The organism is Streptomyces griseosporeus (genome assembly GCF_014656055.1).
In the GTDB taxonomy this organism is placed as follows: domain Bacteria; phylum Actinomycetota; class Actinomycetes; order Streptomycetales; family Streptomycetaceae; genus Streptomyces; species Streptomyces griseosporeus.
In genome coordinates this window covers 421,597-447,285 of sequence record NZ_BNBR01000006.1, presented here as the reverse complement: position 1 = coordinate 447,285, position 25,689 = coordinate 421,597, and the positions used below count along the sequence as shown (strand labels likewise).

The 25,689-nt window shown below is 73.0% G+C and carries 24 protein-coding genes and 1 tRNA gene; 14 read left to right on the top strand and 11 right to left on the bottom strand.

Going from position 1 to position 25,689, the window contains the following annotated elements:
- Positions 1-286 precede the first annotated feature (286 nt).
- The 5 genes from ispD (at position 287) to IE308_RS28600 (ending at position 5,866) form a co-directional block, all read left to right on the top strand.
- On the top strand, positions 287-1,039 hold the full coding sequence (gene ispD, locus IE308_RS28620) for a 2-C-methyl-D-erythritol 4-phosphate cytidylyltransferase (protein ID WP_190220128.1): 753 nt from the start codon (positions 287-289) through the stop codon (positions 1,037-1,039).
- Positions 1,029-1,526, top strand: coding sequence for a 2-C-methyl-D-erythritol 2,4-cyclodiphosphate synthase (gene ispF / locus IE308_RS28615; RefSeq protein ID WP_190220127.1), 498 nt, complete (start codon positions 1,029-1,031; stop codon positions 1,524-1,526). The genes ispD and ispF overlap by 11 nt, the downstream gene beginning before the upstream one ends.
- 77 nt (positions 1,527-1,603) lie before the next feature.
- Complete coding sequence (gene cysS / locus IE308_RS28610) at positions 1,604-3,001, top strand: cysteine--tRNA ligase (protein ID WP_190220126.1); 1,398 nt, start codon at positions 1,604-1,606, stop codon at positions 2,999-3,001.
- A 106-nt stretch (positions 3,002-3,107) separates the two neighbouring features.
- A complete protein-coding gene (rlmB, locus tag IE308_RS28605) occupies positions 3,108-4,049 on the top strand; it encodes a 23S rRNA (guanosine(2251)-2'-O)-methyltransferase RlmB (protein ID WP_190220125.1) in 942 nt (313 codons plus the stop codon).
- A gap of 137 nt (positions 4,050-4,186) precedes the next feature.
- Entirely contained in the window at positions 4,187-5,866 is a 1,680-nt protein-coding gene (locus IE308_RS28600) for a DoxX family membrane protein (protein ID WP_190220124.1), read from the top strand.
- A gap of 127 nt (positions 5,867-5,993) precedes the next feature.
- On the opposite strand, the gene IE308_RS28595 is transcribed toward IE308_RS28600, so the two are convergent.
- The 3 genes from IE308_RS28595 to IE308_RS28585 all read right to left on the bottom strand — a co-directional run bounded on the left by IE308_RS28595 (position 5,994) and on the right by IE308_RS28585 (position 8,586).
- On the bottom strand, positions 5,994-6,725 hold the full coding sequence (locus tag IE308_RS28595; RefSeq protein WP_110628902.1) for a nucleotidyltransferase family protein: 732 nt from the start codon (positions 6,723-6,725) through the stop codon (positions 5,994-5,996).
- Between the two features lie 105 nt (positions 6,726-6,830).
- Positions 6,831-7,289: a hypothetical protein gene (locus IE308_RS28590; protein ID WP_190220123.1), complete on the bottom strand. Its 459-nt coding sequence runs from the start codon at positions 7,287-7,289 to the stop codon at positions 6,831-6,833.
- 208 nt (positions 7,290-7,497) lie between these two features.
- Positions 7,498-8,586 carry an ABC transporter ATP-binding protein gene (locus tag IE308_RS28585; RefSeq protein WP_110628900.1) on the bottom strand — a complete coding sequence of 363 codons (1,089 nt, stop codon included), beginning with the start codon at positions 8,584-8,586 and terminating at the stop codon, positions 7,498-7,500.
- Between the two features lie 217 nt (positions 8,587-8,803).
- Between IE308_RS28585 and IE308_RS28580 the strand changes: the two genes are divergently transcribed.
- Positions 8,804-8,877, top strand: a tRNA-Thr gene (locus IE308_RS28580).
- 62 nt (positions 8,878-8,939) lie between these two features.
- On the opposite strand, the gene IE308_RS28575 is transcribed toward IE308_RS28580, so the two are convergent.
- Positions 8,940-9,857 (bottom strand): aminoglycoside phosphotransferase family protein, encoded by a 918-nt coding sequence (locus IE308_RS28575; protein ID WP_373314617.1) that lies wholly within the window; start codon positions 9,855-9,857, stop codon positions 8,940-8,942.
- Between IE308_RS28575 and IE308_RS28570 the strand changes: the two genes are divergently transcribed.
- Entirely contained in the window at positions 9,856-10,515 is a 660-nt protein-coding gene (locus IE308_RS28570; protein WP_190220121.1) for a rhomboid-like protein, read from the top strand. The two genes, IE308_RS28575 and IE308_RS28570, sit on opposite strands and share 2 nt — an antisense overlap.
- A gap of 11 nt (positions 10,516-10,526) precedes the next feature.
- Positions 10,527-11,924 carry an NAD(P)/FAD-dependent oxidoreductase gene (locus IE308_RS28565; RefSeq protein WP_190220120.1) on the top strand — a complete coding sequence of 466 codons (1,398 nt, stop codon included), beginning with the start codon at positions 10,527-10,529 and terminating at the stop codon, positions 11,922-11,924.
- Positions 11,925-11,989: 65 nt separating this feature from the next.
- On the opposite strand, the gene IE308_RS28560 is transcribed toward IE308_RS28565, so the two are convergent.
- Together IE308_RS28560 and IE308_RS28555 are read right to left on the bottom strand one after the other, a co-directional pair.
- Positions 11,990-12,970: a zinc-binding dehydrogenase gene (locus IE308_RS28560; protein WP_190220119.1), complete on the bottom strand. Its 981-nt coding sequence runs from the start codon at positions 12,968-12,970 to the stop codon at positions 11,990-11,992.
- A gap of 68 nt (positions 12,971-13,038) precedes the next feature.
- A complete protein-coding gene (locus IE308_RS28555; RefSeq protein WP_110628896.1) occupies positions 13,039-14,217 on the bottom strand; it encodes an NAD(P)-binding protein in 1,179 nt (392 codons plus the stop codon).
- A 125-nt stretch (positions 14,218-14,342) separates the two neighbouring features.
- On the opposite strand from IE308_RS28555, the gene IE308_RS28550 reads away from it, so the two are divergent.
- Together IE308_RS28550 and IE308_RS28545 are read left to right on the top strand one after the other, a co-directional pair.
- A complete protein-coding gene (locus tag IE308_RS28550; RefSeq protein ID WP_110628895.1) occupies positions 14,343-15,113 on the top strand; it encodes a pentapeptide repeat-containing protein in 771 nt (256 codons plus the stop codon).
- A 2-nt stretch (positions 15,114-15,115) separates the two neighbouring features.
- Positions 15,116-15,757: a hypothetical protein gene (locus tag IE308_RS28545; protein ID WP_190220118.1), complete on the top strand. Its 642-nt coding sequence runs from the start codon at positions 15,116-15,118 to the stop codon at positions 15,755-15,757.
- Between the two features lie 7 nt (positions 15,758-15,764).
- Here the strand turns inward: IE308_RS28545 and IE308_RS28540 are convergent, their stop codons facing one another.
- Positions 15,765-16,265: a hypothetical protein gene (locus IE308_RS28540; RefSeq protein WP_110628893.1), complete on the bottom strand. Its 501-nt coding sequence runs from the start codon at positions 16,263-16,265 to the stop codon at positions 15,765-15,767.
- A 7-nt stretch (positions 16,266-16,272) separates the two neighbouring features.
- Between IE308_RS28540 and IE308_RS28535 the strand changes: the two genes are divergently transcribed.
- Positions 16,273-17,706 (top strand): M1 family metallopeptidase, encoded by a 1,434-nt coding sequence (locus IE308_RS28535; RefSeq protein ID WP_229909231.1) that lies wholly within the window; start codon positions 16,273-16,275, stop codon positions 17,704-17,706.
- A 60-nt stretch (positions 17,707-17,766) separates the two neighbouring features.
- On the opposite strand, the gene IE308_RS28530 is transcribed toward IE308_RS28535, so the two are convergent.
- The 3 genes from IE308_RS28530 to IE308_RS28520 all read right to left on the bottom strand — a co-directional run bounded on the left by IE308_RS28530 (position 17,767) and on the right by IE308_RS28520 (position 20,843).
- On the bottom strand, positions 17,767-19,401 hold the full coding sequence (locus IE308_RS28530) for a M4 family metallopeptidase (protein WP_373314615.1): 1,635 nt from the start codon (positions 19,399-19,401) through the stop codon (positions 17,767-17,769).
- A 218-nt stretch (positions 19,402-19,619) separates the two neighbouring features.
- Positions 19,620-20,159, bottom strand: coding sequence for a GNAT family N-acetyltransferase (locus IE308_RS28525; RefSeq protein WP_110628891.1), 540 nt, complete (start codon positions 20,157-20,159; stop codon positions 19,620-19,622).
- 108 nt (positions 20,160-20,267) lie between these two features.
- On the bottom strand, positions 20,268-20,843 hold the full coding sequence (locus IE308_RS28520; RefSeq protein ID WP_110628890.1) for a TerD family protein: 576 nt from the start codon (positions 20,841-20,843) through the stop codon (positions 20,268-20,270).
- A 165-nt stretch (positions 20,844-21,008) separates the two neighbouring features.
- Between IE308_RS28520 and arfB the strand changes: the two genes are divergently transcribed.
- The gene (gene arfB, locus IE308_RS28515; RefSeq protein WP_110628889.1) at positions 21,009-21,446 is read left to right on the top strand and encodes an alternative ribosome rescue aminoacyl-tRNA hydrolase ArfB; all 438 of its coding nucleotides are present in this window, start codon (positions 21,009-21,011) and stop codon (positions 21,444-21,446) included.
- Between the two features lie 76 nt (positions 21,447-21,522).
- Complete coding sequence (locus IE308_RS28510; protein WP_190220116.1) at positions 21,523-22,377, top strand: sigma-70 family RNA polymerase sigma factor; 855 nt, start codon at positions 21,523-21,525, stop codon at positions 22,375-22,377.
- 541 nt (positions 22,378-22,918) lie between these two features.
- Here IE308_RS28510 and IE308_RS28505 read toward each other — a convergent pair.
- On the bottom strand, positions 22,919-23,410 hold the full coding sequence (locus tag IE308_RS28505; protein WP_308440131.1) for a flavin reductase family protein: 492 nt from the start codon (positions 23,408-23,410) through the stop codon (positions 22,919-22,921).
- Positions 23,411-23,880: 470 nt separating this feature from the next.
- Between IE308_RS28505 and cdgB the strand changes: the two genes are divergently transcribed.
- Positions 23,881-25,551: a diguanylate cyclase CdgB gene (gene cdgB, locus IE308_RS28500; protein ID WP_110628886.1), complete on the top strand. Its 1,671-nt coding sequence runs from the start codon at positions 23,881-23,883 to the stop codon at positions 25,549-25,551.
- Positions 25,552-25,689 lie beyond the last annotated feature (138 nt).

The window sequence follows — 25,689 nt, the reverse complement described above, 5'->3', positions numbered from 1 at the left end:
GCCATGACGTACATGACCTACATGCGCTGACATGGCGATGCCGCGGTGCCCGATGACGTGACAATCCGTCGCCGGGCGCTGCGGCATGTTCGTACGCAGTCACGACTTCCTGCGCAGAGACGACGCGTCCGTGCCGTACAACGGGGAGATTTCCCCCGATCCTGTGTGCCGGGGCCGGGCAACCGGTTCGACCATGGTCACGGAAGGGTCCGGTCGAACGTGTCCCGTCCGGCGCACGCTGAGGCCATACCCAAGCCAGCCCAGCACACAAACCTGACAGGAACCGATGTCTGACGTTTCGTCTCCCCCGCCCGCCGAGGCCGCCCGCACGGCCGTCGTCATCCCGGCCGCCGGCCGCGGCGTACGGCTCGGGCCCGGCGCCCCCAAGGCGCTGCGCACCCTGGGCGGCGTGCCCATGCTCATCCACGCCGTCCGGGCGATGGCCGCCTCGCGCGCCGTCTCCCTGGTGGTCGTCGTGGCCCCGCCCGACGGCGCCGCCGAGGTCAAGTCCCTGCTGGACACGCACGCGCTGCCCGAGCGCACCGACTTCGTCGTCGTCCCCGGCGGGGAGACCCGGCAGGAGTCGGTCCGCCTCGGCCTGGAGGCGCTGCCGCCCGAGTACGGCATCGTGCTCGTCCACGACGCCGCCCGCCCGCTCGTCCCGGTCGACACCGTCGACACCGTGATCGAGGCCGTACGGGAGGGCGCCGTCGCCGCCGTGCCCGCGCTGCCGCTCGCCGACACCGTCAAGGAGGTCGAGCCGGCCGCCCCGGGCGAGCCGGAGCCCGTCCTCGCCACGCCGGAGCGGGCGCGGCTGCGGGCCGTGCAGACCCCGCAGGGCTTCGCGCGGGCCACCCTGGTCCGCGCCCACGAGCAGATCACCGGCGCCGTCACCGACGACGCCGGCATGGTGGAACAGCTCGGCGAGCCCGTGGTCGCGGTCGCCGGGCACGAGGAGGCCTTCAAGGTCACCCGCCCGCTCGACCTGGTCCTCGCCGAGGCCGTCCTGGCCCGCAGGAGGCTCAACGATGGCTTCTGAACCGGACATCGTGCTGCCCCAGGTGGGCATCGGCACCGACATCCACGCCTTCGAAGAGGGCCGCGAGCTGTGGTGCGCCGGCCTGAAGTGGGAGGGCGAGGGCCCCGGCCTGGCCGGCCACTCCGACGCCGACGTCGTCGCCCACGCCGCGTGCAACGCGCTGTTCTCCGCCGCCGGACTCGGCGACCTCGGGCAGCACTTCGGCACCGGCCGCCCCGAGTGGTCCGGCGCCTCCGGCGTCACCCTGCTCACCGAGGCCGCCCGCATCGTCCGCGAGGCCGGCTTCCGCGTCGGCAACATCGCCGTCCAGGTCGTCGGACCCCGCCCGAAGATCGGCAAGCGGCGCGACGAGGCGCAGAAGATCCTCTCCGACGCGGCCGGAGCACCTGTGTCGGTGTCCGGCGCGACGACCGACGGACTCGGCTTCCCCGGCCGGGACGAGGGACTGATGGCGGTGGCGACGGCCCTGGTCGTGCGCGTCCCGTGACGGCGGGGCACGACGGGTGACGCCCGGTGCCCCAAGGCGGCTCCACGCACACCCCCGCGCCCACTACCCTAGGTCTCGTGACTATTCGCCTGTACGACACCAGCGCCCGGCAGATCCGTGACTTCGCCCCGCTCACGCCGGGTTGTGTCTCGATCTACCTGTGTGGCGCCACCGTGCAGGCCGCACCGCACATCGGGCACATCCGCTCGGGCCTGAACTTCGACATCATGCGCCGCTGGTTCGCCTACCGCGGCTACGACGTCACGTTCATCCGCAACGTCACCGACATCGACGACAAGATCATCAGGAAGGCGGCCGAACAGAACCGCCCCTGGTGGTCCATCGGCTACGAGAACGAGCGCGCCTTCGACGACGCCTACACCGTGCTCGGCTGCCTGCCCCCGACCTACGAGCCGCGCGCCACCGGGCACGTGACCGAGATGGTCGAGATGATGCGCGGGCTCATCGAGCGCGGCCACGCCTACGAGGCCGACGGCAACGTCTACTTCGACGTGCGCTCCCTGCCCGGCTACCTCGCCCTGTCCAACCAGGAGCTGGAGAACCTCCTCCAGCCCTCCGAGGACGGCGAGACCGGCAAGCGCGACCCCCGTGACTTCGCCATGTGGAAGGCGGCCAAGCCGGGCGAGCCCAGCTGGGAGACCCCGTGGGGCCGCGGCCGGCCGGGCTGGCACCTGGAGTGCTCCGCCATGGCGCACAAGTACCTCGGCAGCGAGTTCGACATCCACGGCGGCGGCATCGACCTGATCTTCCCGCACCACGAGAACGAGATCGCCCAGGCCAAGGGCTTCGGCGACGCGTTCGCCCGGTACTGGGTGCACAACGCCTGGGTCACCATGAGCGGCGAGAAGATGTCCAAGTCGCTCGGGAACAGCGTGCTGGTCTCCGAGATGGTCAAGCAGTGGCGCCCCATCGTGCTCCGCTACTACCTGGGCACCCCGCACTACCGGTCCATGATCGAGTACAGCGAGGAGGCCCTGCGCGAGGCCGAGTCCGCGTTCGCGCGGATCGAGGGCTTCGTGCAGCGCGTCGTCGAGCTCGCCGGGGGGCCGGTCGAGCCCGCCGCCGAGGTGCCGCCGGCCTTCGCCGACGCGATGGACGACGACCTCGGTGTCCCGCAGGCGCTCGCCGTCGTCCACACCACCGTCCGGCAAGGCAACAGCGCCCTGGCCGCCGACGACAAGGACGCCGCCGTCGCCCGTCTCGCCGAGGTCCGCGCCATGCTCGGCGTCCTCGGCCTCGACCCGCTCGACCCGCACTGGGCCGGCGAGTCGGACCAGAGCGAGGACCTGCACGGCGTCGTCGACAGCCTCGTCCGTCTGGTCCTCGACCAGCGGGAGGCGGCCCGCGCCCGCAAGGACTGGGCCACCGCCGACGCCATCCGCGACCAGCTCAAGCAGTCCGGGCTCGCCATCGAGGACAGCCCCCAGGGTCCGCGCTGGAGCATCAGCCGCTGACCACCGCGGATGTGCCGCCCGGCCCTTCGGGCGGCACACTTGCACTGACGTGCGTACGCCCGTCTCCGTATCGAGTTTCAGAGCACCCCGAAAAGACAGGTAGGTCATGGCAGCCAACAACCGCCGCATGTCCGGCAAGAAGGGCGCGCAGGTCGGCAGTGGCGGCCAGCGGCGCAAGGGCCTGGAGGGCAAGGGGCCGACCCCGCCTGCCGAAATGCGCAAGGGCCACAAGAAGAACCGCCTCGCCAACGCCAAGGCGAAGCAGTCGGTGCGCCGCCAGGCGCCCAGGGGCCGCGGCGGCAAGTCCGCCTCCGAGCTGGTCGTCGGCCGCAACCCGGTCGTCGAGGCGCTGCGCGGCGGCGTGCCCGCCTCCACGCTCTACGTCCAGCAGTTCATCGACAACGACGAGCGGGTCCGCGAGGCACTGCAGCTCGCTTCCGACCGCGGCGGCATCAACCTCATGGAGGCCCCCCGCCCCGAGCTGGACCGCATGACCAACGGCCTCAACCACCAGGGCCTGGTCCTGCAGGTCCCGCCGTACGAGTACGCGCACCCCGAGGACCTCCTCGACGCCGCCGCCGACGAGGGCGAGGACCCGCTGATCGTCGCGCTCGACGGGGTCACCGACCCGCGCAACCTCGGCGCCGTCGTCCGCTCCGTCTCCGCCTTCGGCGGCCACGGCGTGGTCGTGCCCGAGCGCCGCGCCGCCGGTATGACCGCCGGTGCCTGGAAGACCTCCGCCGGTACGGCCGCCCGCACGCCGGTCGCCCGCGCCACCAACCTGACCCGCGTGCTGGAGCAGTACAAGAAGGCGGGCGTCACCGTCATCGGGCTTGCCGCCGACGGCGAGGCCGAGGTGGGCGAGCTGGAGGCACTGGGCGGACCGGTCGTCATCGTCGTCGGCAGCGAGGGCAAGGGCCTGTCCCGGCTGGTCGGCGAGACCTGCGACTTCCGGGTGCGCATCCCCATGCCGGGCGGCGCCGAGTCGCTGAACGCCGGTGTCGCGGCGGGCGTCGTGCTGTACGAGGCGGCACGCCGCCGCGCGTGAACCACACGGACGAGCCCGGACTGGCGTTCGGGCTCGTCACCCACCTGGGGGATTCCGGGCAGCACGGACAACCTTGACGGGGTCCGGACAGATCCGGCGGGTCAAAGCAGTGTCCTAACCACACGTCACTCGGTTAGATGAGTGTGGACACCAGAACACCCCGCACACCCACGGGGGACCGCTCGTCGGGATTCGACGACGCTCCCGCGCTGAGCATGGTGAAGGTGCCGAGCGACCCGGCGCAGATCATCGTGAACCACGCGAGCTTCCGCGTGCAGCTGGGCGCGTCCGCAAGACGTGCCCAATCCCCGCGGATCGCGCGGCACTTGAGTGCCACCGGCGACACCGCACGGATGCCCTTCGCCGGCGCCACGGCCGCGACGCCCGCCGGTGCCCGCCGCCGGCCCGTCGTCTGGAGCGGCAGGTCCGCGCCCGACGACACCGGCGCCCACCGCCTCCTCCAGGCCGTGCGGGCCGGCAGCGTCAGCCACGCCGAACCCGCCGACGCCGGCGCCACCCAGGTCATCCCCCGCGTCGACGGCACCGACCCCGGATACGACGCCGCCTACGACGCCCTCGACGCCACCGTCGAGACCCCCGTCGTCGGCGCCCAGCGCACTCACGGCGACCGCCTGCTGCCCGCCATGCGCACCGTCGGCAGCGCCTACGACGAACCCGGCTACGACGAATCCGGCTACGACGACCAGGACGTCGACGACGCCGACGACCGCGACGGCACCGGTGCCGCCCGCGGCAGGCGCCACGGCGACGACCCCGCCCGGCACGCCTACTACCCGGGCCGCCGCATGAACCTCGGCGTCGTCCTGCTCCCGCTGCGCATCTTCCTCGGCTTCATCTCCATCTACGCCGGCATGGGCAAGCTCTGCGACCCCGTCTACTTCGACGGCGGCAAGCGCGGCTCCATGGTGAAGTGGCTCAACACCCTCCACCCCTGGGAAGTCGCCGAACCGCTGCGCCAGTTCGCCCTCCACCACCCCGTCGGCTCCGGCCTCGTCATCGCCTTCCTCCAGGTCGTCGTCGGCGTCCTGACGGTCCTCGGCTGCTGGCAGCGCGTGGCCGCCGTCGTCGGCGCCATGCTGTCCGCCGCGCTCATCGTCACCGTCAGCTGGAAGACCGTCCCCGTCTACGACGCGCCCGACATCATCTTCCTCGCCGCCTGGTCCCCGCTGATCATCGCCGGCGCCCCCGTCTACTCCGTCGACGGCCGCCTCGCCGCCGGCGCCTGGCGCCGCCTCGGACCCCGCTCCGACATCTGGGACCTGCGCAGCTATGTCCTGCGCCGCGGCGCCCTCGTCACGGCCATCGTCACCGGCCTCACCCTGCTGCTGGGCTCCCTGCTCGGCGGTGCCGTCCGCGACGCCGACCGGGTGGTCGTCCCCGGCCCTGGCGAGGCCCCCCGCAACCAGCTGCCCGGCTCCCCGCTCCCGCAGGACCCGGAGAAGCACCGGCGCGGCGCCTCCCCGTCCGCGGCCGCCTCGCCCACCCAGGGCGCCACCTCGGCCGCCCCGACCGAGGGCGCCGCCTCCACCCCGGACGCCACCCGCGACACCGGTACGGCGACCGCCGGCACCCCCAGCGAGACCCAGGGCACCGGCCAGGCCCCGCCCCGGCAGTCCACCCCGGCCGACGACAGGCCCAGCAGCAGCTCGGGCCCGACCTCCGGCGGCAGCGCCACCAGCGGCGGCTCCGGCGGTTCCTCCGGTGGTTCCGGCGGCGGCTCGACGGGCGGCTCGGGCGGCGGCTCCGGCGGCTCCACCGACGGCCGGTCCGGCCTCGTGGGCGGCCTGTTGGGGTAACCCGGCCGGTGGGCGGCATCCTGGGCGAGCCCGCCGGCTGACACCCCGCCCGCACGACGAGGCCCCGCTCCCGGTCAGGGAGCGGGGCCTCGTCGTCTGTGCCGTGAGCGGGGTCCGTGCGGTGGGGTCAGCGGCCGAGCGCCGCCAGCTCCTTCGCCGCCTCCGTCAGGTCCTTCGCCGTGTCGATGGCCCGCCAGTACGCGCCCTGCGGGATCGGATAGCCGAACAGCCGCCGCTCCCGCGCCAGCTGCGGGAACGTCGTGCGCTCATGGTCGCCCCGCTCCGGCAGCCGCGCCGCGAACTCGGGGGAGAAGACGTACACACCCGCGTTGATCTCGAACGTCGACGGCGGGGCCTCGATGAAGTCCGTGATGTGACCGAACCCGTCGGTCTGCACGGCGCCCCACGGGATGCGCGGCCGGGCCAGCGCCAGCGTCGCTATGGCGTCCCGCTCGGTGTGGAAGTCGGCCATGTCCCGCAGCGAGAAGCGGGTCCAGATGTCGCCGTTGGTGGCGTACCAGGGCCGGTCGGGGTGCGGCAGCCGGGCCGCGGCGTACCTCAGGCCGCCGCCACGGCCGAGGGGCTCGTTCTCGACGACCGTCGTCACCGACACCGGCAGATCGGCCGTCTCCAGCCACTTCTGCAGCACCTCGGCGAGATGGCCGCAGGAGACGACGACGTCGGTGACGCCCTCCTCGGCGAGCCAGGTGAGCTGATGGCCGATGATCGGCGTCCCCGTCCCGGGGATCTCGACCATCGGCTTGGGCCGGTCGTCGGTGTAGGGACGCAGCCGGGAACCCTGGCCCCCGGCCAGGATCACGGCCTGGGTGGGGCGCTTGGCGGCGGTGGGGTCGGTCATGCCCGCACTGTACGCGCAGAGCCCCCGGGCCCGGCGGGGCGGGGGCTGCTGAGCGTGGATGGGGTGCGGGGAGGCGCCGGACCGCCGCAGGGCGGCTGGGCCGGCTCAGCCGCGGGCCGCCAGCACGCCCGACGCGAACGACGTGTCGCACACCGGGCGGGCGAAGGACTGGGCGCGCGACGGGCCGTACACACGGACCGCGGCGCGGCCCAGGGCGCGGGCGATGGACACGCAGTGCTTCGCCAGCGAGGGACGCTCGTCGACGGCCTGCTGGAGGTGGGTCAGGGCCACGCCCGGGTCCTTCGCCTGCAGCTCGGTCAGCAGCTGGTCGCGCAGCACGTCCTGCGGGGTGCGCGGGGCGGCGTTCTTGCCGTCGGCCGCGGTGGAGACGTCGGTGGCGGCGAGCACCGAGTCGTGGGGGTCCCCCGACCAGTTGACCCGGGTGACCGCGAGGGTCCCGGAGAGCACCAGGACGACGGGCAGGACGAGGGCGAGGGAGCGGCCGATCCGGCGGGCTGGGCCCCGGTGGCCGCGTCGCGTCTGTTGGGTGGTGGAGTGCTTCACGCGAGTGAGGGTAGCGCCCGGTGATGATTTGGCGACATTTAGTCACCGGTTCGGGGGACGGGAAGGCGGCATTTCCGGGGTACGGGGTTGACGTACAGGGCTCGAAACGTCCGCTCTGCCGGGGTATCCGGTGACACGGGAAAGGGCCCCGCACCGGAGTGCGGGGCCCTTCTCGTCAACCGGGGTGCGTCACCGGGTCGCCACGACCTCAGTCGGACAGGCGCGCGCCCGTCGACGTGGAGAACACGTGGGTCTCACCGGAGCGCGGCACGACGTGCAGCGTGCTGCCCTTCTCCGGCACCTCACGGCCGCCGACGCGGACCACGAGGTCCTTGGTCTCGCTGCCGACCTTGGCGGTGCCGTAGACGAACGCGTCGGAGCCCAGCTCCTCGACGACGTTGACGGTGACCGCGACACCCAGGTCGGAGTCGGGGCCGGCCACGTCGAAGTGCTCGGGACGGACGCCGACGGTGACCGTCTTGTCGGTGGTCGCGGACAGGGCGTCCCGGTCGACCGGCACGACGCTGTTGCCGAACTTCACACCGCCGTCGGTGATCGGCACCTCGACCAGGTTCATCGCCGGCGAGCCGATGAAGCCGGCGACGAAGAGGTTCGCGGGCCGGTCGTACATGTTGCGCGGGGTGTCGACCTGCTGGAGCAGACCGTCCTTGAGGACCGCCACGCGGTCGCCCATCGTCAGGGCCTCGACCTGGTCGTGGGTGACGTAGACGGTGGTGATGCCGAGCCGGCGCTGGAGCGAGGCGATCTGCGTACGGGTGCTGACGCGGAGCTTGGCGTCCAGGTTGGACAGCGGCTCGTCCATCAGGAAGACCTGCGGCTCCCGCACGATGGCGCGGCCCATGGCGACACGCTGGCGCTGACCACCGGAGAGCGCCTTCGGCTTGCGGTCCAGGTACTCGGTGAGGTCGAGGATCTTCGCGGCCTCCTCGACCTTCTGCCGGATCTCCGCCTTGTTGACGCCGGCGATCTTGAGCGCGAAGCCCATGTTGTCGGCGACCGTCATGTGCGGGTAGAGCGCGTAGTTCTGGAACACCATGGCGATGTCCCGGTCCTTCGGCGGCAGGTGCGTGACGTCGCGGTCACCGATGCGGATCGCGCCACCGTTGACGTCCTCCAGACCGGCGAGCATCCGCAGGGAGGTGGACTTGCCGCAACCGGACGGACCGACCAGGACGAGGAACTCGCCGTCCGCGATCTCGATGTCCAGGGCGTCGACGGCGGGCTTGGTGGAACCCGGGTAGATCCGGGTCGCCTTGTCGAACGTGACAGTGGCCATGGTGAATGGGCCCCCTTCTACCGGCAGGAACGTGCCGGACGATCCGTTGTAGGAAGGTGGTTGGTGTAGTCCACACGCGTGAACTGGGTCAGGACGGTACCTGGCGTCCACCTGGTCTGTCAGCACCTGGACCCCTGTGAACTTCGCGGAAATTTTCGACGGAGCGCCCGGGCGACCTGGGTACACTGCACTGGCGCGCCGCGCCGTACCCGCGCAGGCCTCCTTAGCTCAGCTGGCCAGAGCAACGCACTTGTAATGCGTAGGTCGTCGGTTCGAATCCGACAGGGGGCTCGGGAAAGCCCAGGTCAGAGTGGTTCTGACCTGGGCTTCGTCATGTCCGGGGCCGGGCGGGATCAGGGGCGCAGGCGGCGGCCGGTCTCCAGCCATTCCTTGTCCGGGGCCCTGTCGTTCTCCACGCTCCACAGGGACGTCTGCAGGAGCCGGGCCAGGGTCCAGGCGCGGGCCCGGGCGCGGTCCAGGGCCAGGACGTCCGTCATCGCGTCGAAGCGCCAGCGGACGTCGCCGGGGTCGAAGCGGTTGACGAGGGCGGGCCACAGGTCGAAGCCGGGGTCGCCGGCGAGCGGCTTGGGGTCGATGGCGAGCCAGGGGGCGCGGGGGGCGCCGAGGACGTTCTCGTCGTGCAGGTCCCAGTGCAGGAGGCGGTCGCCGGGGGTGTCGGCGACCTCGCGGACGGCGGCGGCGCAGTCGGCGAGGAGGCGGCGGGTGGCCGGGTCGGGGATGCGGGGGAGGGCGCGCGGGGTGCGTTCCAGCAGGTCCCGTGCCACGTCGCCGAGGGTGCGGCGCAGGTCCGGTGGGGCCGGGTGGGCCGTGAGGTGGGCGAGGAGCCCGGCGATGACGAGGACGACGCGGTGGTCGTCGGGGTCGTGGGCGAGCCGGCGGGCCGTATCGAGGCGTTCGAGGAGCAGGGTGCCGGTGGCCGGGTCGTGGTCGAGGAGGCGTACGGCGCCGTCGCCGGCCCAGGCGCGCAGGGCTGTCGGCTCGCCCTCCGTCTCCTCGTCGCGGATCTGCAGCTTGAGCGCGGCCGGGGTGCCGTCGGCGCGGGTGACGGGCAGGACGAGGGCGCACCGGCCGTGCATCGGGGGGCCGTCGGGGCGCAGGTCCCAGCGGTCGAGGTGGCCGGCGGCCAGGCGGGGCAGGGCGGTGAGGAAGGCGCGGCCTTCGGGGCCGTGGAAGTGTGTCAGCGACGCGGCGAGGGCCGCCGGGATGTCGGTCACGCGGGCGACCCTACCGGCGTGCGTGAATCGGTTCATGTGGATTTCGCGCGGGCTGCGGCGGGTGTGGGGGTATGTGCGGGACGCCCCGGGGACGTACCTGTGGCTGGGCGTGCTGTTCCTGACCACCGTGGCGCTGCACCACATGTCGCCGGAGTTCGAGCAGGAGTTCCTGCGGGCGCGGTCGACGAACCTTCGGGAGCTGTCGAGCGACCCGGTGCGGGTGCTCATCGCGAGCGCGATGTGGATCGAGGGCGGGCGGTGGGTGCCGTACGCGGTGCTGTACAGCGTGTTCCACGCGCAGGCGGAGCGGTGGCTGGGGACGGTGCGCTGGCTGGCGGTGTGCGGGGTGGCGCACGTGGGCGCGACGCTGGTCAGTCAGGGGGCGCTGCTGTGGGCGATCCGGGCGGGGGTGGCGCCGGGGTCGGCGGTGGACGCGATGGACGTGGGGGTGAGTTACGCGCTGGCGGGGGTGGTGGGCGTGCTGGTGTACCGGATCCCGGGGACGGCGTGGCGGTACGGGTATCTGCTCGCCGTTCTCGCGGTGTACGGGGTGCCGCTCGCGCTGGGGCCGACGTTCACCGATCTCGGGCACGGGGTGGGCCTGCTGACCGGGCTGGCGTGCCGTCCGCTGGTGCGCGGGCGGCCCGGAAAAACACGGAATCCGAAGGAGACAGCGGCGGTCGGCAGCGATTAACGTCCCTGGCCATGACCAGCACTGTCGTGAACGGCGGCATCTCCTTCTGGTACGCGGACGACGGCCTTCCGGCCGCGCGGGAGCCGCTGCCGGGTGACGCGACGGCCGATGTGGTGATCGTCGGGGGCGGGTACACGGGGCTGTGGACCGCCTACTACCTGAAGAAGGCGGCACCCTTCCTGCGGATCACCGTCCTGGAGCAGAAGTTCTGCGGGTACGGCGCCTCGGGACGCAACGGCGGCTGGCTCTACAACGGCATCGCGGGCCGCGACCGGTACGCGAAGCTGTACGGCCGTGACGCCGCCGTACGGCTGCAGAAGGCGATGAACGACACCGTCGCGGAGGTCGTGCGGGCCGCCGCCGAGGAGGGCATCGATGCGGACATCGTGCGCGGCGGTGTGCTGGAGGTGGCACGGACGCCGGCGCAGCTGGCGCGGCTGAGGGCCTTCCACGAGCAGGAGCTGTCGTACGGCGAGAAGGACCGTGAGCTGTACGGCGCCCGGGAGACCGCCGAGCGGATCCGGGTGGCCGACGCGGTGGGGTCGGCGTGGACGCCGCACGGGGCGCGGGTGCATCCGGTGAAGCTGGTCAAGGGGCTCGCGGCGGCGGTCGAGGCGCTGGGCGTGACGGTCCACGAGTCGACGCCGGTGACGGAGATCCGGCCGGGGCACGCGGTGACGCCGTACGGGACGGTCCGGGCGTCGTACGTGCTGCGCTGCACGGAGGGGTTCACGGCGTCGCTGAAGGGGCAGCGGCGGACGTGGCTGCCGATGAACTCGTCGATGGTGGCGACCGAGCCGCTGAGCGAGGAGCAGTGGGCGGCGATCGGCTGGGCGGGCCGGGAGACGCTGGGGGACATGGCGCACGCCTACATGTACGCGCAGCGCACCGCCGACGGCCGGATCGCGCTGGGTGGGCGCGGGGTGCCGTACCGGTTCGGCTCGCGCACGGACAACGACGGGCGGACGCAGCGGGAGACGGTGGAGGCGCTGCGCGGCATCCTCGTCGACTTCTTTCCCGCGCTGGCCGGGGTGCGGATCGCGCACGCGTGGTCGGGGGTGCTGGGGGTGCCGCGGGACTGGTGCGCGTCGGTCACGCTGGACCGTGCGACGGGGCTGGGCTGGGCCGGCGGGTACGTCGGTTCGGGTGTCGCCACCGCCAATCTGGCCGGGCGGACGCTGTGCGACCTGGTGCAGCAGGACTCCGGTCAGGCGGGCGCCACGGACCTGACCGGGCTGCCGTGGGTGGGACACCGGGTGCGCAAGTGGGAGCCGGAGCCGCTGCGCTGGCTGGGTGTGCACGGCATGTACGCGACGTACCGGTCGGCGGACCGGCGGGAGCGGGTGTCGCACAGCATGGCCCCGTCCCGGCTGGCGCGGCTGGCGGACCGGGTGGCGGGGCGGCACTGACACCTGGTGGTCTACGGCTCCAGGACGACCTTGCGCGGGTACGGCTCCAGGCGTCCTCGTCGGGCTTACGGCTCCAGGACGACCTTGCCGGTGGTGCGGCGGGTCTCCAGGGCGCGGTGGGCGGCCGCCGCTTCGGCGAGCGGGAAGCGGTGGACGGCGGGGGTGAGGCGGCCCTCGGCGGCTTCGGTGAGGGCGCGCAGTTCGAGGGTGCGCAGGGGGTCGGGGCCGCCGGCGCGGGCGAGCATGGCGGGGCCGAGGACGGACTGGGACACGCCGTCGAGGTGGTAGCCCGTGCCGTCGCGGAGGCCTTCGGACGACCAGCCGAAGACGAGATGCCGGCCGCCGGGGGCGAGCAGGCCGACCAGGGCGCGGGCGGTGTCGCCGCCGACGCCGTCGAAGACGACGGTGGCACGGGGTCCGCCGAGGTAGGCGCGGACCTTGCCGGGCCAGTCGGGGTCGGTGTAGTCGACGGCGAGGTCGGCGCCGTTGGCCTGGACGCGTGCGGTCTTCTCCGGGCCGCCGGCGAGGCCGACGACGGTGGCGCCGGCGTTCTTGGCGTACTGCACGAGGAGGGTGCCGATGCCGCCGGCGGCGGCCGGGACGAGGGCGACGGCGCCGGGGCCGAGGTCGGCGAACTGGAGGATGCCGAGGGCGGTGCGGCCGGTGCCGATCATGGCGACGGCCCGCGCGGCGTCGAGGCCCGCCGGGATCCTGTGCAGGCGGGCGGCGTCGGTGACGGCGAGTTCGGCGTAACCGCCGGGGGCGAAGCCGAGGTGGGCGACGACGTGCCGGCCGAGCCAGGCGGGGTCGGTGCCCTCACCGAGGGCGTCGACGGTGCCGGCGACCTCGCGGCCGGGGATCGTGGGCAGGGTGGGCAGTTCGGGGGCGGGGCCGCGCATGCCCTCGCGCAGGGCGGTGTCGAGGAGGTGGACGCCGGCCGCGGCGACCTTGACACGGACCTGGCCGGGGGCGGGGCGGGGGTCGTCGACCTCCTCGTGGATGAGGTTCTCGGCCGGGCCGAAGGCGTGCAGACGGATGGCGCGCATGGGGTCCCCCTCTGGGTTGTGTGGGTCGGCCCGGGTTCTCGTGGGTCGGCGCGCCCCACTGTTCAACCTCAAGCGCGCTTGAGGTCAAGGGCGTTGCGGCCGAGGGCGAGGGAGACGGCGGTCAGGGCGCTGTTGAAGGAGACCTCGGAGAGGACGCCGGGGGCGGCGACCTGGTCGCCGGCGAGGTAGACGCCGTCACCGCGGTCGATCGCGGGTCGGTCGCGCCAGCTGGTGCCGGGGAGGTCGACGGCGCCGGTGCGGCCGTTGGCGGTGGCCTCGCGGCGCCAGGTGACGCGCTCGCGCCAGCCGGGGAAGGCCAGGTCGAGCAGGTCCTCGGCGCGGGCGGTGCCGTCGGCGCGGGTCTCGTGCGGGGCGAGGGGGATCTGGCCCTGGACGAGCTGCTCGCCGGCCGGGGCGAGGGTGCGGTCCTGCGCGGTGAAGCGCTCCAGCCAGCCGGGGGAGTCGAGGTCGGAGACGGCGAAGGCGTCGCCGCGGCGGGTGCGGACGGCGAGGTCGATGAGGGCGGTTCGGCCGCTCGGCCAGGTCAGGGAGTCGTCGGCGAGGAGGCGCCGGGCGGCGTCGAGGGAGGTGGCGACGACGACGGGGGTGTCGGTGGGGAGGGTGTCGACGCGGGACAGGGTCTCCATACGGACGCCGAGGTTCCAGGCGCGGGCGGCCATCCGGTCGATGACGGTGGCCCAGCCGCCGCGCGGGTAGTGCGCCTCGGGGGGCAGCTTGGTGGCGCGGCGCAGGCGTTCCTGCACGAAGGCGGCGGACAGGGCGCCGGGGTCGTGGTGGAAGAGCGCGACGGCCGAGTAGTTCGCGGCGGCGCGGGCGGCCTCCTCGCCGGCGACGCCGGTGGCCCAGGTGAGGAAGTCGGTGTCGACGGGGGCGTGGCGGATGCCGGGGCGCAGCAGCTTGAGCAGCGCGAAGGGCGGGGTGCGGCGCAGGACGCCCTTGTGACGCAGCCGCAGCCGGGCGGCCTCCAGGGGCGGCAGCGGGGCCAGCGGCCCGATGAGGTCGCGCTGCCGCAGCCAGGACCAGTGGGGGCCGCCGCTGTAGAGGGCGTGGGGGCCGTCGTTGGTCCGGTACGGCCCGTCGGCGGTGCGGGCCCGGCCGCCGAGGGTGTGGTGGGCTTCGAAGACGGTGACCTTGGCGCCGGCCTCGGCGGCGGTGATGGCCGCGGTGAGTCCGGCGAAGCCGCCGCCGATGACGGTGAGGCGGTGGGCGGGGCGGGGGTGGCGCATGTCGGTGGTCCTCCTCGCGGGTGCGCGGCTTTCACGAGTACGACCGGATACGGCGCCGAAATGTGACACGGGCGGGGTTTGCGCAGGTCAGGGCGATTGTCAGTGGCGGGGTGCAGCATGGGGCCATGGCAGGCGGGCGCGAGGGCGCGGGTGCGAGGACAGGGGCGGAGCCGGGTGCGGGGGCCGGTGCGAAGAGGGGTGCGCGGACGGGCGCGAGAGCGGGGGTGGGCACGGGTGTGAGGCCGGGTGTGAAGGCGGCGCGGCGGCCCGAGGTGCGCCTGCCGGAGCTGCGGGGGTTCCGCGGGGGCGGCCTGGAGCCGGACGGGGACTACGACGGGCTGGAGTTCCGGGACGCGGACCTGGGCGGGCAGGACGGGGCGGGGGCCCGGTTCATGGACTGCCGGCTGGCGGGGTGCGCGCTGGACGAGACGCGGCTGCGGCACGCGCGTGTGCTGGACTCGGTGCTGACGGGCGTGCGCGGGGTGGGCACGGACCTGGCGGAGGCGACGCTCAGGGACGTGGAGCTGCTCGACGCCCGGCTGGGTGGGACGCAGCTGCACGGGGCGGTGCTGGAGCGGGTCCTGGTCCGCGGCGGCAAGATCGACTACCTGAACCTGCGCAGGGCCCGCCTGAGAGACGTCGTCTTCGAGTCCTGCGTGCTGGTCGAGCCGGACTTCGCGGGGGCCCGCCTGGAGCGGGTCGCGTTCGTGGACTGCGCCGTGAAGTCCGCCGACTTCGGCACGGCCGCGCTGACCGACGTGGACCTGCGCGGCGCGGCCCCCCTGGAGATCACCCGCGGCCTGGACCGCCTGTCCGGCGCGGTGATCAGCACGGGACAGCTGCTGGACCTGGCCCCGCTGCTGGCGGGCGAGCTGGGCATCAGGGTGGAGGACTGACGGTGGGGGCGTTCTACGGGAACGTGCTGGTGGCCAGGGCGTGCGCGGAGGTGCTGCCGCTGCTGGCCGGGGAGGACTTCCACGGGTACGCGGTACCGGCGGGCGCGGAGCACACGGTGCTGTACCTGGACCCGGAGACGTCCTGCCCCGACCTGGCCGCCCCGCTGAGCCGGCTGCTGCGGGCGCCCGCGCTCGGCATGTTCCTGTACGACTCCGACGTGCTGGTGATGGGGGTGTGCGACGACGGCGAGGTGCTCGTCCACTACGACTCGTGTCCCGGCTATTTCGACGACGACCCGGTGCCGGAGGAGGACGGCGACCACGACGAGGAGGCGGCCTTCGTGTGGCCGGAACCGGTCGGGGTGGACCCGGACGCCTTCCTGCGGCTGGCCGCCGGGCCCGTGGACCGGCAGCGGCTGCTGTCCGCGCTGCGGGGTGTGCCGCTCGACCCGGACGACGGCGAGGACGGCCGGTACGTGTTCGCGGAGGCCCAGCACGCGGAGGTGATGGCCTGCCTCGGCCTGGACCCGGCGCGCCTGGCCTACGGATACGACGAGATCGGCAAGGGGAGGCTGCCCCGGGGAGTGGTGCCCTGGGACCTGGTGCTGGTGGGGCCGGCGCGGTGGCCGGCCGCTCAGGGCTGAGCGGGCGTCACGGCAGGCGGGGGAAGGTGGCCTGGAGGGTCCAGATGGCCGGGTTCTCCGCCAGGTCCTCGTGCAGGTCGCACAGGTCGGCGATCAGATCGTGGAGGAAATCCCGGGCCTCGCGGCGCAGTTCGGCGTGGGAGAAGGTGAGCGGGGGTTCCTCGGCCGGCATCCAGTCGGACTCGATGTCGACCCAGCCGAAGCGGCGCTCGAAGAGCAGGCGGTCGGTGGACTCGGTGAAGTCCAGCTCCGCGTGCTGGGGGCGGGAGGCACGGGAGCCCGCCGGGTCCCGGTCGAGCCGCTCGACGATGTCGCACAGCGCCCACGCGAAGTCCAGCACGGGCACCCATCCCCAGGCTGTGGACAGTTCCCGGTCGGCCTCCGTGTCCGCGAGGTAGACGTCGCCGCAGAACAGGTCGTGGCGCAGGGCGTGGACGTCCGCGCGCCGGTAGTCCGTCTGGGGCGGGTCCGGGAAGCGGGTGGAGAGGGCGTAGCCGATGTCGAGCACGGGGGAAATGGTGTCATGCCCGCATAGGATCACGGTCGTGTCCCGATTCGCGCCCGTTGTCCCCGCCGCCCTGCTCGCCCTCGCCCTGACCGCGTGCAGCGCCGGAGGCGGCGGCGGGGTGCACGGAACACCGGGCGGCGCCGGCGTGCGCGACCCGTACTTCGCGAAGGCCGGCAACGGCGGCTACGACGTCGGCCACTACGACCTGCGGCTGTCCTACGACCCGGCCCGCCGCCACCTCACCGGCACCGCGCAGCTCACCGCCCGCGCCACCAAGGACCTTTCCGCGTTCGACCTGGACCTCACGGGCCTGACCGTCGAAGAGGTCACCGTCGAGGGCCGCCCCGCCCGCTTCAGCCGCGCCGGCCAGGAACTCACCGTCCGCCCCCGCGAGGACCTCGACCGCGGCGAGACCTTCCAGGTCACCGTCCGCTACGCGGGCACCCCGCAGACCGTCACCGACGCCGACGGCTCCAAGGAGGGCTGGCTGCCGACCGCCGACGGCGCGCTCGCGCTGGGCGAGCCGACCGGGTCGATGGCCTGGTACCCGGGCAACCACCACCCCTCCGACAAGGCGTCGTACGACATCACCGTCACCGTCCCCGACGGGCTGACGGCCGTGTCCAACGGGGAGCTGCGCGACCGGACGTCGAGCGGCGGCCGCACCACCTTCGCCTGGCACACCGGCGAGCCCATGGCGAGCTATCTCGCCACCCTCGCCATCGGCCGCTTCGAGGTCACCACCCCCACGGTCGGCGAGCGGCACCTGCCGGCGTATGTCGCCGTGGACCCCGTCAGCGCCGCCGCCAGCAGGAAGGTGCTGGCCCAGCTGCCGGAGATCATGGACTGGCTGGAGACCAATTTCGGCCCGTACCCGTTCTCCTCCACCGGCGTGATCGTCGACCGCGAGGAGGACGCCGACTACGCCCTGGAGACGCAGAACCGGCCCGTCTTCCCCGGCCCCACCGACACCTTCACCCTGGTGCACGAGCTGGCCCACCAGTGGTACGGCGACTCCGTCACGCCGAAGACCTGGCGGGACATGTGGCTGAACGAGTCCTTCGCGACGTACGCGGAGTGGCTGTGGGGCGAGGACCACGGCGGCGACACCGCCGAGGAGACCTTCCGGGAGCTGTACGACCACGGCGTGGAGGCGTACGCGGACCTGTGGGACTTCCCGCCGGCCGAGCCGAGCGGCGCCGCGCACATCTCCGCCCACCCGGTCTACGAGCGCGGCGCGATGGTCCTGCACAAGATCCGGCAGGCCGTCGGCGACGACGCCTTCTACGACCTCGTGCAGGGCTGGGCCGCCGCCCACCGGCACGGCAACGTCTCCACCGCCGACTTCACCGCCTTCGTCGAGAAGCAGGCCCCGGACGTGGACTTCAGCGGCATCTGGAAGGACTGGCTGTACGGCGACGGAAAGCCGGACCGCCCCTGAAGACGGAAGGCCGGACCGCCCCCCAGGAGGGACGGCCCGGCCGACCGTCGCGAGACGACGTCAGTTGACGTTGACGGCCTTCCAGGCCGCCGCCACCGCGTTGTACTCGGCGCTGCCGGACCCGTACAGGGCCGCGGCGGCCTGCAGGGTGCCGGCGCGGGCGCCCGCGTAGTCCGTGGTGGAGGTGAAGTACGTGGTCAGGGCCTTGTACCAGATCTGGTAGGCCTTGTCCCGGCCGATGCCGGTGACCGTGGAGCCGTCGTAGGTGGGCGAGTTGTAGCTGACGCCGTTGATCGTCTTCGCGCCGCTGCCCTCGGACAGCAGGTAGAAGAAGTGGTTCGCCACGCCCGACGAGTAGTGCACGTCGAGGCGGCCGACGCCGGAGGACCAGTAGTCGGCGGAGCTGCCGTCCTTGCTGGGCTTGTCCATGTACCGCAGCGGGGTGCCGTTGCCGCGGAGGTCGATCTTCTCACCGATCAGGTAGTCGCCCTGGTCGGCGGAGTTGTTGGCGAAGAACTCCACCGAGGTGCCGAAGATGTCGGAGGTGGCCTCGTTCAGACCGCCGGACTCGCGGCGGTAGTTGAGGCCGGCGGTGGCCGCGGTCAGACCGTGGCTCATCTCGTGGCCCGCCACGTCGAGCGAGGTCAGCGGCTTGGCGTTGTTCGCGCCGTCGCCGTACGTCATGCAGAAGCAGGAGTCCGACCAGAACGCGTTGTTGTACGCGTTGCCGTAGTGGACGCGGGAGTAGGCGGCCTTGCCGTCACCGGCGATACCGCTGCGGTTGAAGGCGGACTTGTAGAAGTCCCACGTCACCTGGGCGCCGTAGGCGGCGTCGACGGCGGCGGTCTGGCGGTTGGTGACCGTGCCGTTGCCCCAGACGTCGTCGGCGTCGTGGAAGAGGGTGCCGGTGCCGGTGGTACCGCCGTTGAGGTCGTACGTCTTGTGGCCGCCGCGGCCGCCGTCGATCAGGTCGAAGCCGCCGGAGGCGGAGGCGGTGGTGCCGAGGGTGACCGTGCCGCTGTACTGGCTGGTGCCGGTGCCGGTCTCGATCGCCTCGAAGGAGTACAGCTCCTTGCCGGAGGTGGCGTCGGTGATGACGTGCAGCTCGCTCGGGGTGCCGTCGTGCTGCAGGCCGGTGACGACGGTCTCCCAGGCCAGGACCGGCTTGGCGCCGGCGGCCCAGATCACCTTGCGGGCGCCGGAGGCGGCGGCGGAGGCGCTGTCGGCGGCCTTGAGGGCGCCCGCCTTGGCGGTGGCGGCGGGGACGGCGGCGTCCGTGGACGCCACGGTTATGCGCGCGCCGGTCGCCTTGGTGACGCCCTTCAGGGCGCCGCCCTTGACGTGGGTGACCAGGTCGCCGCCGAGGACGGGCAGGCCGGCATAGGTGCGCTCGTAGCGGGTGTGCACCGTGCCGTCGGCGTCCTTGACGACGTCCCGGACGACGAGCTTCTCCGCGCTGCCGAGCCCGAGTTGACGGGCGGCGGCGGGCGCGGCGTCCTGCGCCGTCTGCAGCGCGGCGGCGCGGGCCGAGGGGGAGAGGGTGAGGGCGGTGGCGGACGCGGGGGCCGTGCTGCTCTGCTCGGGGGCCGCGGTGGCGGAGCCGTTCTGCAGGGCGAGGACCACCATCGCCGCCGAGCCGATCAGGGCGGCGGCGCGGAGCGTGGTGGTGCGGGTGGCGCGGGACTGCTGTCTCACTCGGTCTCCTGGGGTCGCTGGCCTCGTGGTTGAGGCACAGGTGGGGCACAGAGTTAGCGGCGAGTGAGGAGAGGGTGACACCTGCCACTGTCGTTTGACAGGGCGCAGTCAAGATTTTACGTGTTCGTATCCGAAAGACGGTGGTGCGGATCCGGTATGCGGACGACCTGTGGAGGGGTCAATTCCCTTTCTCTACAGCGCTGTTGGGGCGTGGAATGTCACCCCTCCCGGAATGCGCCCGGTGCGGGCAGCGGCTTGCGCAGCACGACGCAGGGACGGTCCAGTTGGCGGTCGCGGCGGTGGCCGATCACCTCGTACCCGAGGGAGGTCCAGAAGGCGAGCGCCCTGGGGTTGTTCTCCAGCACGGCGAGGCGTACGGCGGACCGGCCGGCGGCGCGGAACCGGTCCTCCACGGCGGCGGCGAGCCGGCGGCCGTACCCGCGCCGGTGGGTGCCCGCGTCCACCATCAGCAGGCCGATCCACGGATCGGGATCGGCGGGGTCGGGGTGGCGGGCGAGCGTGACGGCCACGCCGACGAGCCGGCCCTCCGAACGGGCCAGCAGCACCTCCGCGTCCGGGTGCGCCAGGTCGTCCGCGAGCGCCGCCGCGACCTGCTCCTCCCGGACGTCGTCCGGATCGGGGAAGTCGCCGCTGAGGGCGTGGAAGTCGCGGTTCGACGCGTACAGCGCGGTCAGCTCGGCGAGGAGCGGGGCGGGGACACCGCCGTCAGGGCCGGTGACAAGAGGCTCGATGATCACGCCAGGACGCTAGCGCGTGCCCCTGACGCGAGGCGGCCCGGAGCCCCCGGCGTTCTGCGACGGACGATGGCCGGGGGCTGCCGTGAACGGGCGGCGGTGTGCCGCGCGTCAGACGTTGACGCCGAAGTCCTGGGCGATGCCGACCAGGCCCGAGGCGTAACCCTGGCCGACGGCGCGGAACTTCCACTCGGCGCCGTTGCGGTACAGCTCGCCGAAGACCATGGCCGTCTCCGTGGCGGCGTCCTCCGACAGGTCGTACCGCGCGATCTCGGCGCCGCCCGCCTGGTTGATGATGCGGATGTAGGCGTTGCGGACCTGGCCGAAGTTCTGCGAGCGGTTCTCCGCGTCGTAGATGGAGACCGGGAAGACGATCTTGTCGATGTCGGCCGGCAGGGCCGCCAGGTTGACGTTGATCGCCTCGTCGTCGCCGGCGCCCTCACCCGTGCGGTTGTCGCCGGTGTGGACGATCGTGTTGTCCGGGGTCTGCTTGTTGTTGAAGAACACGAAGTGGGCGTCCGAGTAGACCTTGCCCTGCGCGTTGACCGCGATCGCCGACGCGTCGAGGTCGAAGTCGGTGCCCGTGGTGGTGCGGACGTCCCAGCCCAGGCCCACGGTGACAGCGGTCAGGCCCGGAGCCTCCTTGGTGAGCGAGACGTTGCCACCCTTGGACAGGCTTACAGCCATGGGGAGTCCTTTCCCTCGTGATGCTTACGGCATGAAGCTACAGCTACCGGTATGAACGCAGAGAGCCCCACCAAAGGTTCCGGCGTCCTTTACTTTCTTTACCGAGCCGCCGGGGCTCCCGCTCGCGCGATATTCGCGTGACGTGAACCGGACACGGGCGGGAACATGGACGGCATGTCCGGTCCCTATCTCATCCGCGGTTCCGTCGCGCTCCCCGAGGCCGAGCTGCTGTGGCGCTTCTCGCGGTCCTCGGGGCCCGGCGGACAGCACGTCAACACCACCGACTCCCAGGTCGAGCTGCGCTTCGACCTGGCCGGCACCGAGGCCCTGCCCGAGGTCTGGAAGCGGCGCGCCCTGGAGCGCCTAGCGCCACGCCTCGTGGACGGGGTGATCTCCGTACGGGCCTCCGAGCACCGCTCGCAGTGGCGCAACCGCGAGACCGCCGCCGTACGCCTCGCGGCGCTGCTCGCCGAGGCGACCGCCCCGCCGCCGAAGCCGCGCAAGCCGACCCGGATCCCGCGCGGGATCAACGAACGGCGGCTGCGGACGAAGAAGCAGCGGGCCGAGGTGAAGCGGGGCCGCTCGGGCCGCGACTGGACCTGACGGACCCGCCCTGTCACATCTCCCCCCTCCCCTCCGTCATCCGTACGACACTGGGACGACCGAGGGACTGTGACAGATGACGAACGACCCGTCCGAGGCCGGTGACGACTTCCTCGCCCGGCAGTTCGAGGCGCACCGGGGACGGCTGCGGGCCGTCGCCTACCGGATGCTCGGCTCCACCGCCGAGGCCGACGACGCGGTGCAGGAGGCGTGGCTCCGGCTCGGCCGGTCCGGTGCCGGGCAGATCGACAACCTCGCGGGCTGGCTGACCACCGTCGTCGGCCGGATCTGCCTCGACATTCTCCGCTCGCGCCGCTCCCGCGCCGAGGAACCCCTCGACGACACGCCCCTGTCGGCGGGCGGCGCGGGCCCCGAGCAGGACGCGCTGCTCGCGGACTCCGTCGGCGTCGCGCTGCTCGTCGTCCTGGACACGCTCACGCCGGCCGAGCGGCTGGCGTTCGTGCTGCACGATCTGTTCGGGGTGCCGTTCGAGGAGGTCGCGGCGATCGTGGGCCGCAGCCCGGCGGCTGCCCGGCAACTGGCCAGCCGGGCGCGGCGGCGGGTGCAGGGCGCGCCGGAGCCGGAGGCCGACCTGGCGCTGCAGCGGCAGATCGTGGACGCGTTCCTCAGCGCGGCGCGGGAGGGGGACTTCGACGGGCTGCTGCGGGTGCTGGACCCGGACGTGGTGGCGCGGACCGAGTCCGGGGTGAGCGCGGGGGCGCGGACGGTGGCCTCCGGCGCGATGACGTACGCCCGCTTCGGCCCCGAGGGTACGGCCGCGCTCATCGACGGCGTCCCCGGAGTGGCGGTCCTCTCCGAGGGCCGCCCGGTACGGGCCCTGTCCTTCACGTTCGTCCGCGACCGCATCGCGGTGATCGACATCGCACTGACACCGGAACGGGTGGCTGCGCTGGACATCCGGCTGCAGTGAGCTGCGCGGGCCTGGGTCTACGGCGTCCCCAGGCCCCCAAAGTCATCGCCCCGGCGCTGGTGCGGGCCGGGGGTGGGTGGCGCAGCCCGGCGCTGACGGGGTGCCGCTGCGCCCACCCGTGCCGCCCCAGCGGCACGACTGCCCGCAGCTAGGCGGACTGACGGCCGCTGCCGGGTGGGCGCCGGCCCAGCGGTGCGGCCGCCCGCGGCTAAGTCGGCGAGAGCGACCCAGCGGGGCGGCTTCCCGCTACCCCAGCGGGGCGGCCCCGCTGCCGCAGCCAGGGCGGCCGGTAGACGCGTACGGCGAGAAGGGGACGTGTCGGGGGGTGTCCGCCCGCAGCGGGCGCCGGAAAGAGAGGGTGCCAATTTGACCGTACCCAGCGGCGCACCGAGGACGGATACCCCCCGGCGCGGCCCCGACCCCACCACGGGCCGTAGGCGCTACAGCGACCACCCACGGACAGAAACGGGCCGCCGCAGGCATTCAGGGGCGCGGGGAACTGCGCGACCAGCCCCCACCGGCCCGCACACAGGTAACCGCCTCACCCCAGCTGCCGGTACCGCCCCCGGAAATACATCAGCGGCCCACCCTCCGCACTCGGCACCCGCGCAGACAGCACCCGCCCGATGACCAGCGTGTGGTCACCCGCCGCCACCCGCTGCTCCGTCCGGCACTCCAGCGTCGCCAGCGCCCCGCCCACCAGCGGCGCCCCGCTCACCTCACCCCGCACATACGGGATGTCCTCGAACAGCAGCCGGTCGCTGATCCGCCCCTTCATCGCGAACCGCCCCGCGACATGCCGCTGGCTCTCGGTCAGTACGGACACCGCCCACAGCGGCTGCTCCGCGAGCAGGTCGTCCATGCGGGACCCCTCCCGCAGGCTGACCAGTACCAGCGGCGGATCCAGCGAGACGGACAGGAACGCGGTGGCCGTCATGCCGACGTCCTCACCACCGGGCGCGCTCGGGTCGTCGGGGTCGAGCGGCGGCTCCTGCGCGGTCACCAGGACCACGCCGGCGGCCAGCCGGGACATGGCGGCACGGAACTCGTCGGCGGTCACCCCCTCAGCATGCCCGGCGGGAGCGGGGACGGTGGGGACGGGCAGGGCGGCGGCACGGGAGCTGTTCAACACGCCGGAAACGCTAGTCTCCGCTCGACGGCCCCCGCATCGGTCCCCCGCCCGACCCGGCCTAAGCGACACGACCTAGGTCCACCACCCCCGCATGCCGCATACTCGCAAAGGGTGTGTTCATGAGACGCACAGGAAAAACGCAGAAACTGCACCCAATTGTTCACGTTCTGCTGTGACTTGAGTCACAAGGGCCATTAATTGTTGACCCTGTGTACCGAGTGGGCAGCGCGCTGTGATTCAGTGGCGGAGACCGCTGGAAGTACACCGCACCGCACACCGCACACGGCACACCGCACCGCACATCACACGGCAACGACAGTACGCCGTACACAACCCTTGATTCGCTGCGAGGTCTCGGGGGGAGGGCGAGCATGGAGACCGAGTCGGAGCCCTACGTCCGTCTTGCGTCCCTGCGACAGCTGCACCAGGTCATGGCGGACATGAACACCGCACGCAGCCTGGCCGACACACTGCAGACCGTCGCGGACGGCGTCGTCACCGCCCTCGGGTACGAGCTGGCGTGCGTGAACCTCGTCCGCCCCGACGGCGACCTCGTCGTCGCCGCCTTCGCCGGGAACGCCGCCGCGGAGGCCCTCATCACCGGCCGCGTCGGCTCCCGCGAGTCCTGGGAGCGGCGGCTGAGCATGGGCGAGATGTGGGGCGACCTGGTGTTCATCCCGCACACCGAGGGCTGGGTCCTCGACGACGACGACGTCCCGCAGTGGTACACCGACGGCCCCGCGCCCCGCTTCGACGACGAGTGGCACCCGGCCGACCGCCTCTTCGCCCCGATGTACGCGCCCGGCGGCCAGGGCAACCCGCGCGGCGAGCTGCTCGGCGTGCTCTCCGTGGACCGCCCGCGCAACGGCCGCCGCCCCGGCGCCTGGGGCCGCGAGGCTCTGCAGATGTACGCGTTCCAGGCGGCCATCGCCATCAGCAACGCCCGCCTGCGCTCCAACATGCAGCGCGCCCTGGTTCGCCTGGAGCGCGAGCAGCAGGCGCTGCGGGCCAGCGAGGAAAGCTTCCGGCAGGCCTTCGAGTACGCCCCCTCCGGCATGGCCATCGCCGAGATGGGCGGCGAGCAGCACGGCCGGATCCTGCGCACCAACGACGCGCTGTGCCGTCTGCTCGGCCGTCCGGCCAGCGCCATGCGCCGCTACTCCTTCTCCGACCTGGTCCACCCGGAGGACATAGGCACCCTGCTGCGCACCTCCGCCGAGGGCGGCCGGGCGGAGCTGCGGCTCGGCCGCCGCGACGGCAGCTACGTCTGGGTGAGCCTGCGCAACTCCGTCGTCGCCGACACCGCCGACGGCCCCCGCTTCCTCCTCACCCACGTCGAGGACATAGAGGAGCGCAAGCGCCGCGAGCTCCAGCTCGCCCACCGTGCCTCCCACGACTCCCTGACCGGGCTGCCGAACTCCGCCGAGCTGCGCGCCCGCCTCTCGGCCCGCCTGTGCCGGCGGCCGCAGTCCGCGCACCCCGCCGAGGTGGACGCGTACGAGTCGTACGACTCCGCGTACACCCACCCCGCCGTCTACGACGCCAACGGCCACGGCTTCGACTTCCGGCCGGGCGCGGAGCCGTACGACGCCTACGACCACCATGTGCACACCGTCGCCCCCGAGGGCGACCGGGACGACGGCACGAAGGGGCTCGCGGTCCTCTTCTGCGACCTCGACGGCTTCAAGTCGATCAACGACCGGTTCGGCCACAACGCGGGCGACGCGGTCCTCATCGAGGTCGCGCGCCGGCTCTCGCGCGGGGTGCGGGACGGCGACACGGTCGCGCGGCTCGGCGGCGACGAGTTCGTCATCCTCGCCGACGGGCTCGGCCGGGCCGACGCGCAGGACCTCGCCGTACGCCTGCGCAACGAGATCATCCAGCCGATCCGCGCCGAGGGCCGGGCCGTCCGGGTGGGCGCCAGTTTCGGCATCGGGTGGGCGCACTGCGGCATGACGGCCGACGAGGTGCTCAAGTCAGCCGACGAACGTATGTACGTCGAGAAACGATCTCGTCCCAAACAGCACAGGCGTGCGGGATGAAGCGCAGGTCAGGGCATCGGTGCGGGCTGAGTCACCCGTTTGGGGCTTGAGAAACGGGTAGGCTCGCCCTCTGCGACACACGACGAGCCACGAGACGCGACAAGACGCGACACCGCGACGTACGACCGCATCCGCCCC

Coding starts and splice junctions, on each gene's coding strand:
- ispD (WP_190220128.1), top strand. CDS start 287: ATGTCTGACGTTTCGTCTCCCCCGCCCGCCGAGGCCGCCCGCACGGCC.
- ispF (WP_190220127.1), top strand. CDS start 1,029: ATGGCTTCTGAACCGGACATCGTGCTGCCCCAGGTGGGCATCGGCACC.
- rlmB (WP_190220125.1), top strand. CDS start 3,108: ATGGCAGCCAACAACCGCCGCATGTCCGGCAAGAAGGGCGCGCAGGTC.
- IE308_RS28600 (WP_190220124.1), top strand. CDS start 4,187: ATGAGTGTGGACACCAGAACACCCCGCACACCCACGGGGGACCGCTCG.
- IE308_RS28595 (WP_110628902.1), bottom strand. CDS start 6,725: ATGACCGACCCCACCGCCGCCAAGCGCCCCACCCAGGCCGTGATCCTG.
- IE308_RS28585 (WP_110628900.1), bottom strand. CDS start 8,586: ATGGCCACTGTCACGTTCGACAAGGCGACCCGGATCTACCCGGGTTCC.
- IE308_RS28570 (WP_190220121.1), top strand. CDS start 9,856: ATGTGGATTTCGCGCGGGCTGCGGCGGGTGTGGGGGTATGTGCGGGAC.
- IE308_RS28575 (WP_373314617.1), bottom strand. CDS start 9,857: ATGAACCGATTCACGCACGCCGGTAGGGTCGCCCGCGTGACCGACATC.
- IE308_RS28565 (WP_190220120.1), top strand. CDS start 10,527: ATGACCAGCACTGTCGTGAACGGCGGCATCTCCTTCTGGTACGCGGAC.
- IE308_RS28560 (WP_190220119.1), bottom strand. CDS start 12,970: ATGCGCGCCATCCGTCTGCACGCCTTCGGCCCGGCCGAGAACCTCATC.
- IE308_RS28555 (WP_110628896.1), bottom strand. CDS start 14,217: ATGCGCCACCCCCGCCCCGCCCACCGCCTCACCGTCATCGGCGGCGGC.
- IE308_RS28550 (WP_110628895.1), top strand. CDS start 14,343: ATGGCAGGCGGGCGCGAGGGCGCGGGTGCGAGGACAGGGGCGGAGCCG.
- IE308_RS28535 (WP_229909231.1), top strand. CDS start 16,273: ATGGTGTCATGCCCGCATAGGATCACGGTCGTGTCCCGATTCGCGCCC.
- IE308_RS28520 (WP_110628890.1), bottom strand. CDS start 20,843: ATGGCTGTAAGCCTGTCCAAGGGTGGCAACGTCTCGCTCACCAAGGAG.
- arfB (WP_110628889.1), top strand. CDS start 21,009: ATGGACGGCATGTCCGGTCCCTATCTCATCCGCGGTTCCGTCGCGCTC.
- IE308_RS28510 (WP_190220116.1), top strand. CDS start 21,523: ATGACGAACGACCCGTCCGAGGCCGGTGACGACTTCCTCGCCCGGCAG.
- IE308_RS28505 (WP_308440131.1), bottom strand. CDS start 23,410: ATGTCCCGGCTGGCCGCCGGCGTGGTCCTGGTGACCGCGCAGGAGCCG.
- cdgB (WP_110628886.1), top strand. CDS start 23,881: ATGGAGACCGAGTCGGAGCCCTACGTCCGTCTTGCGTCCCTGCGACAG.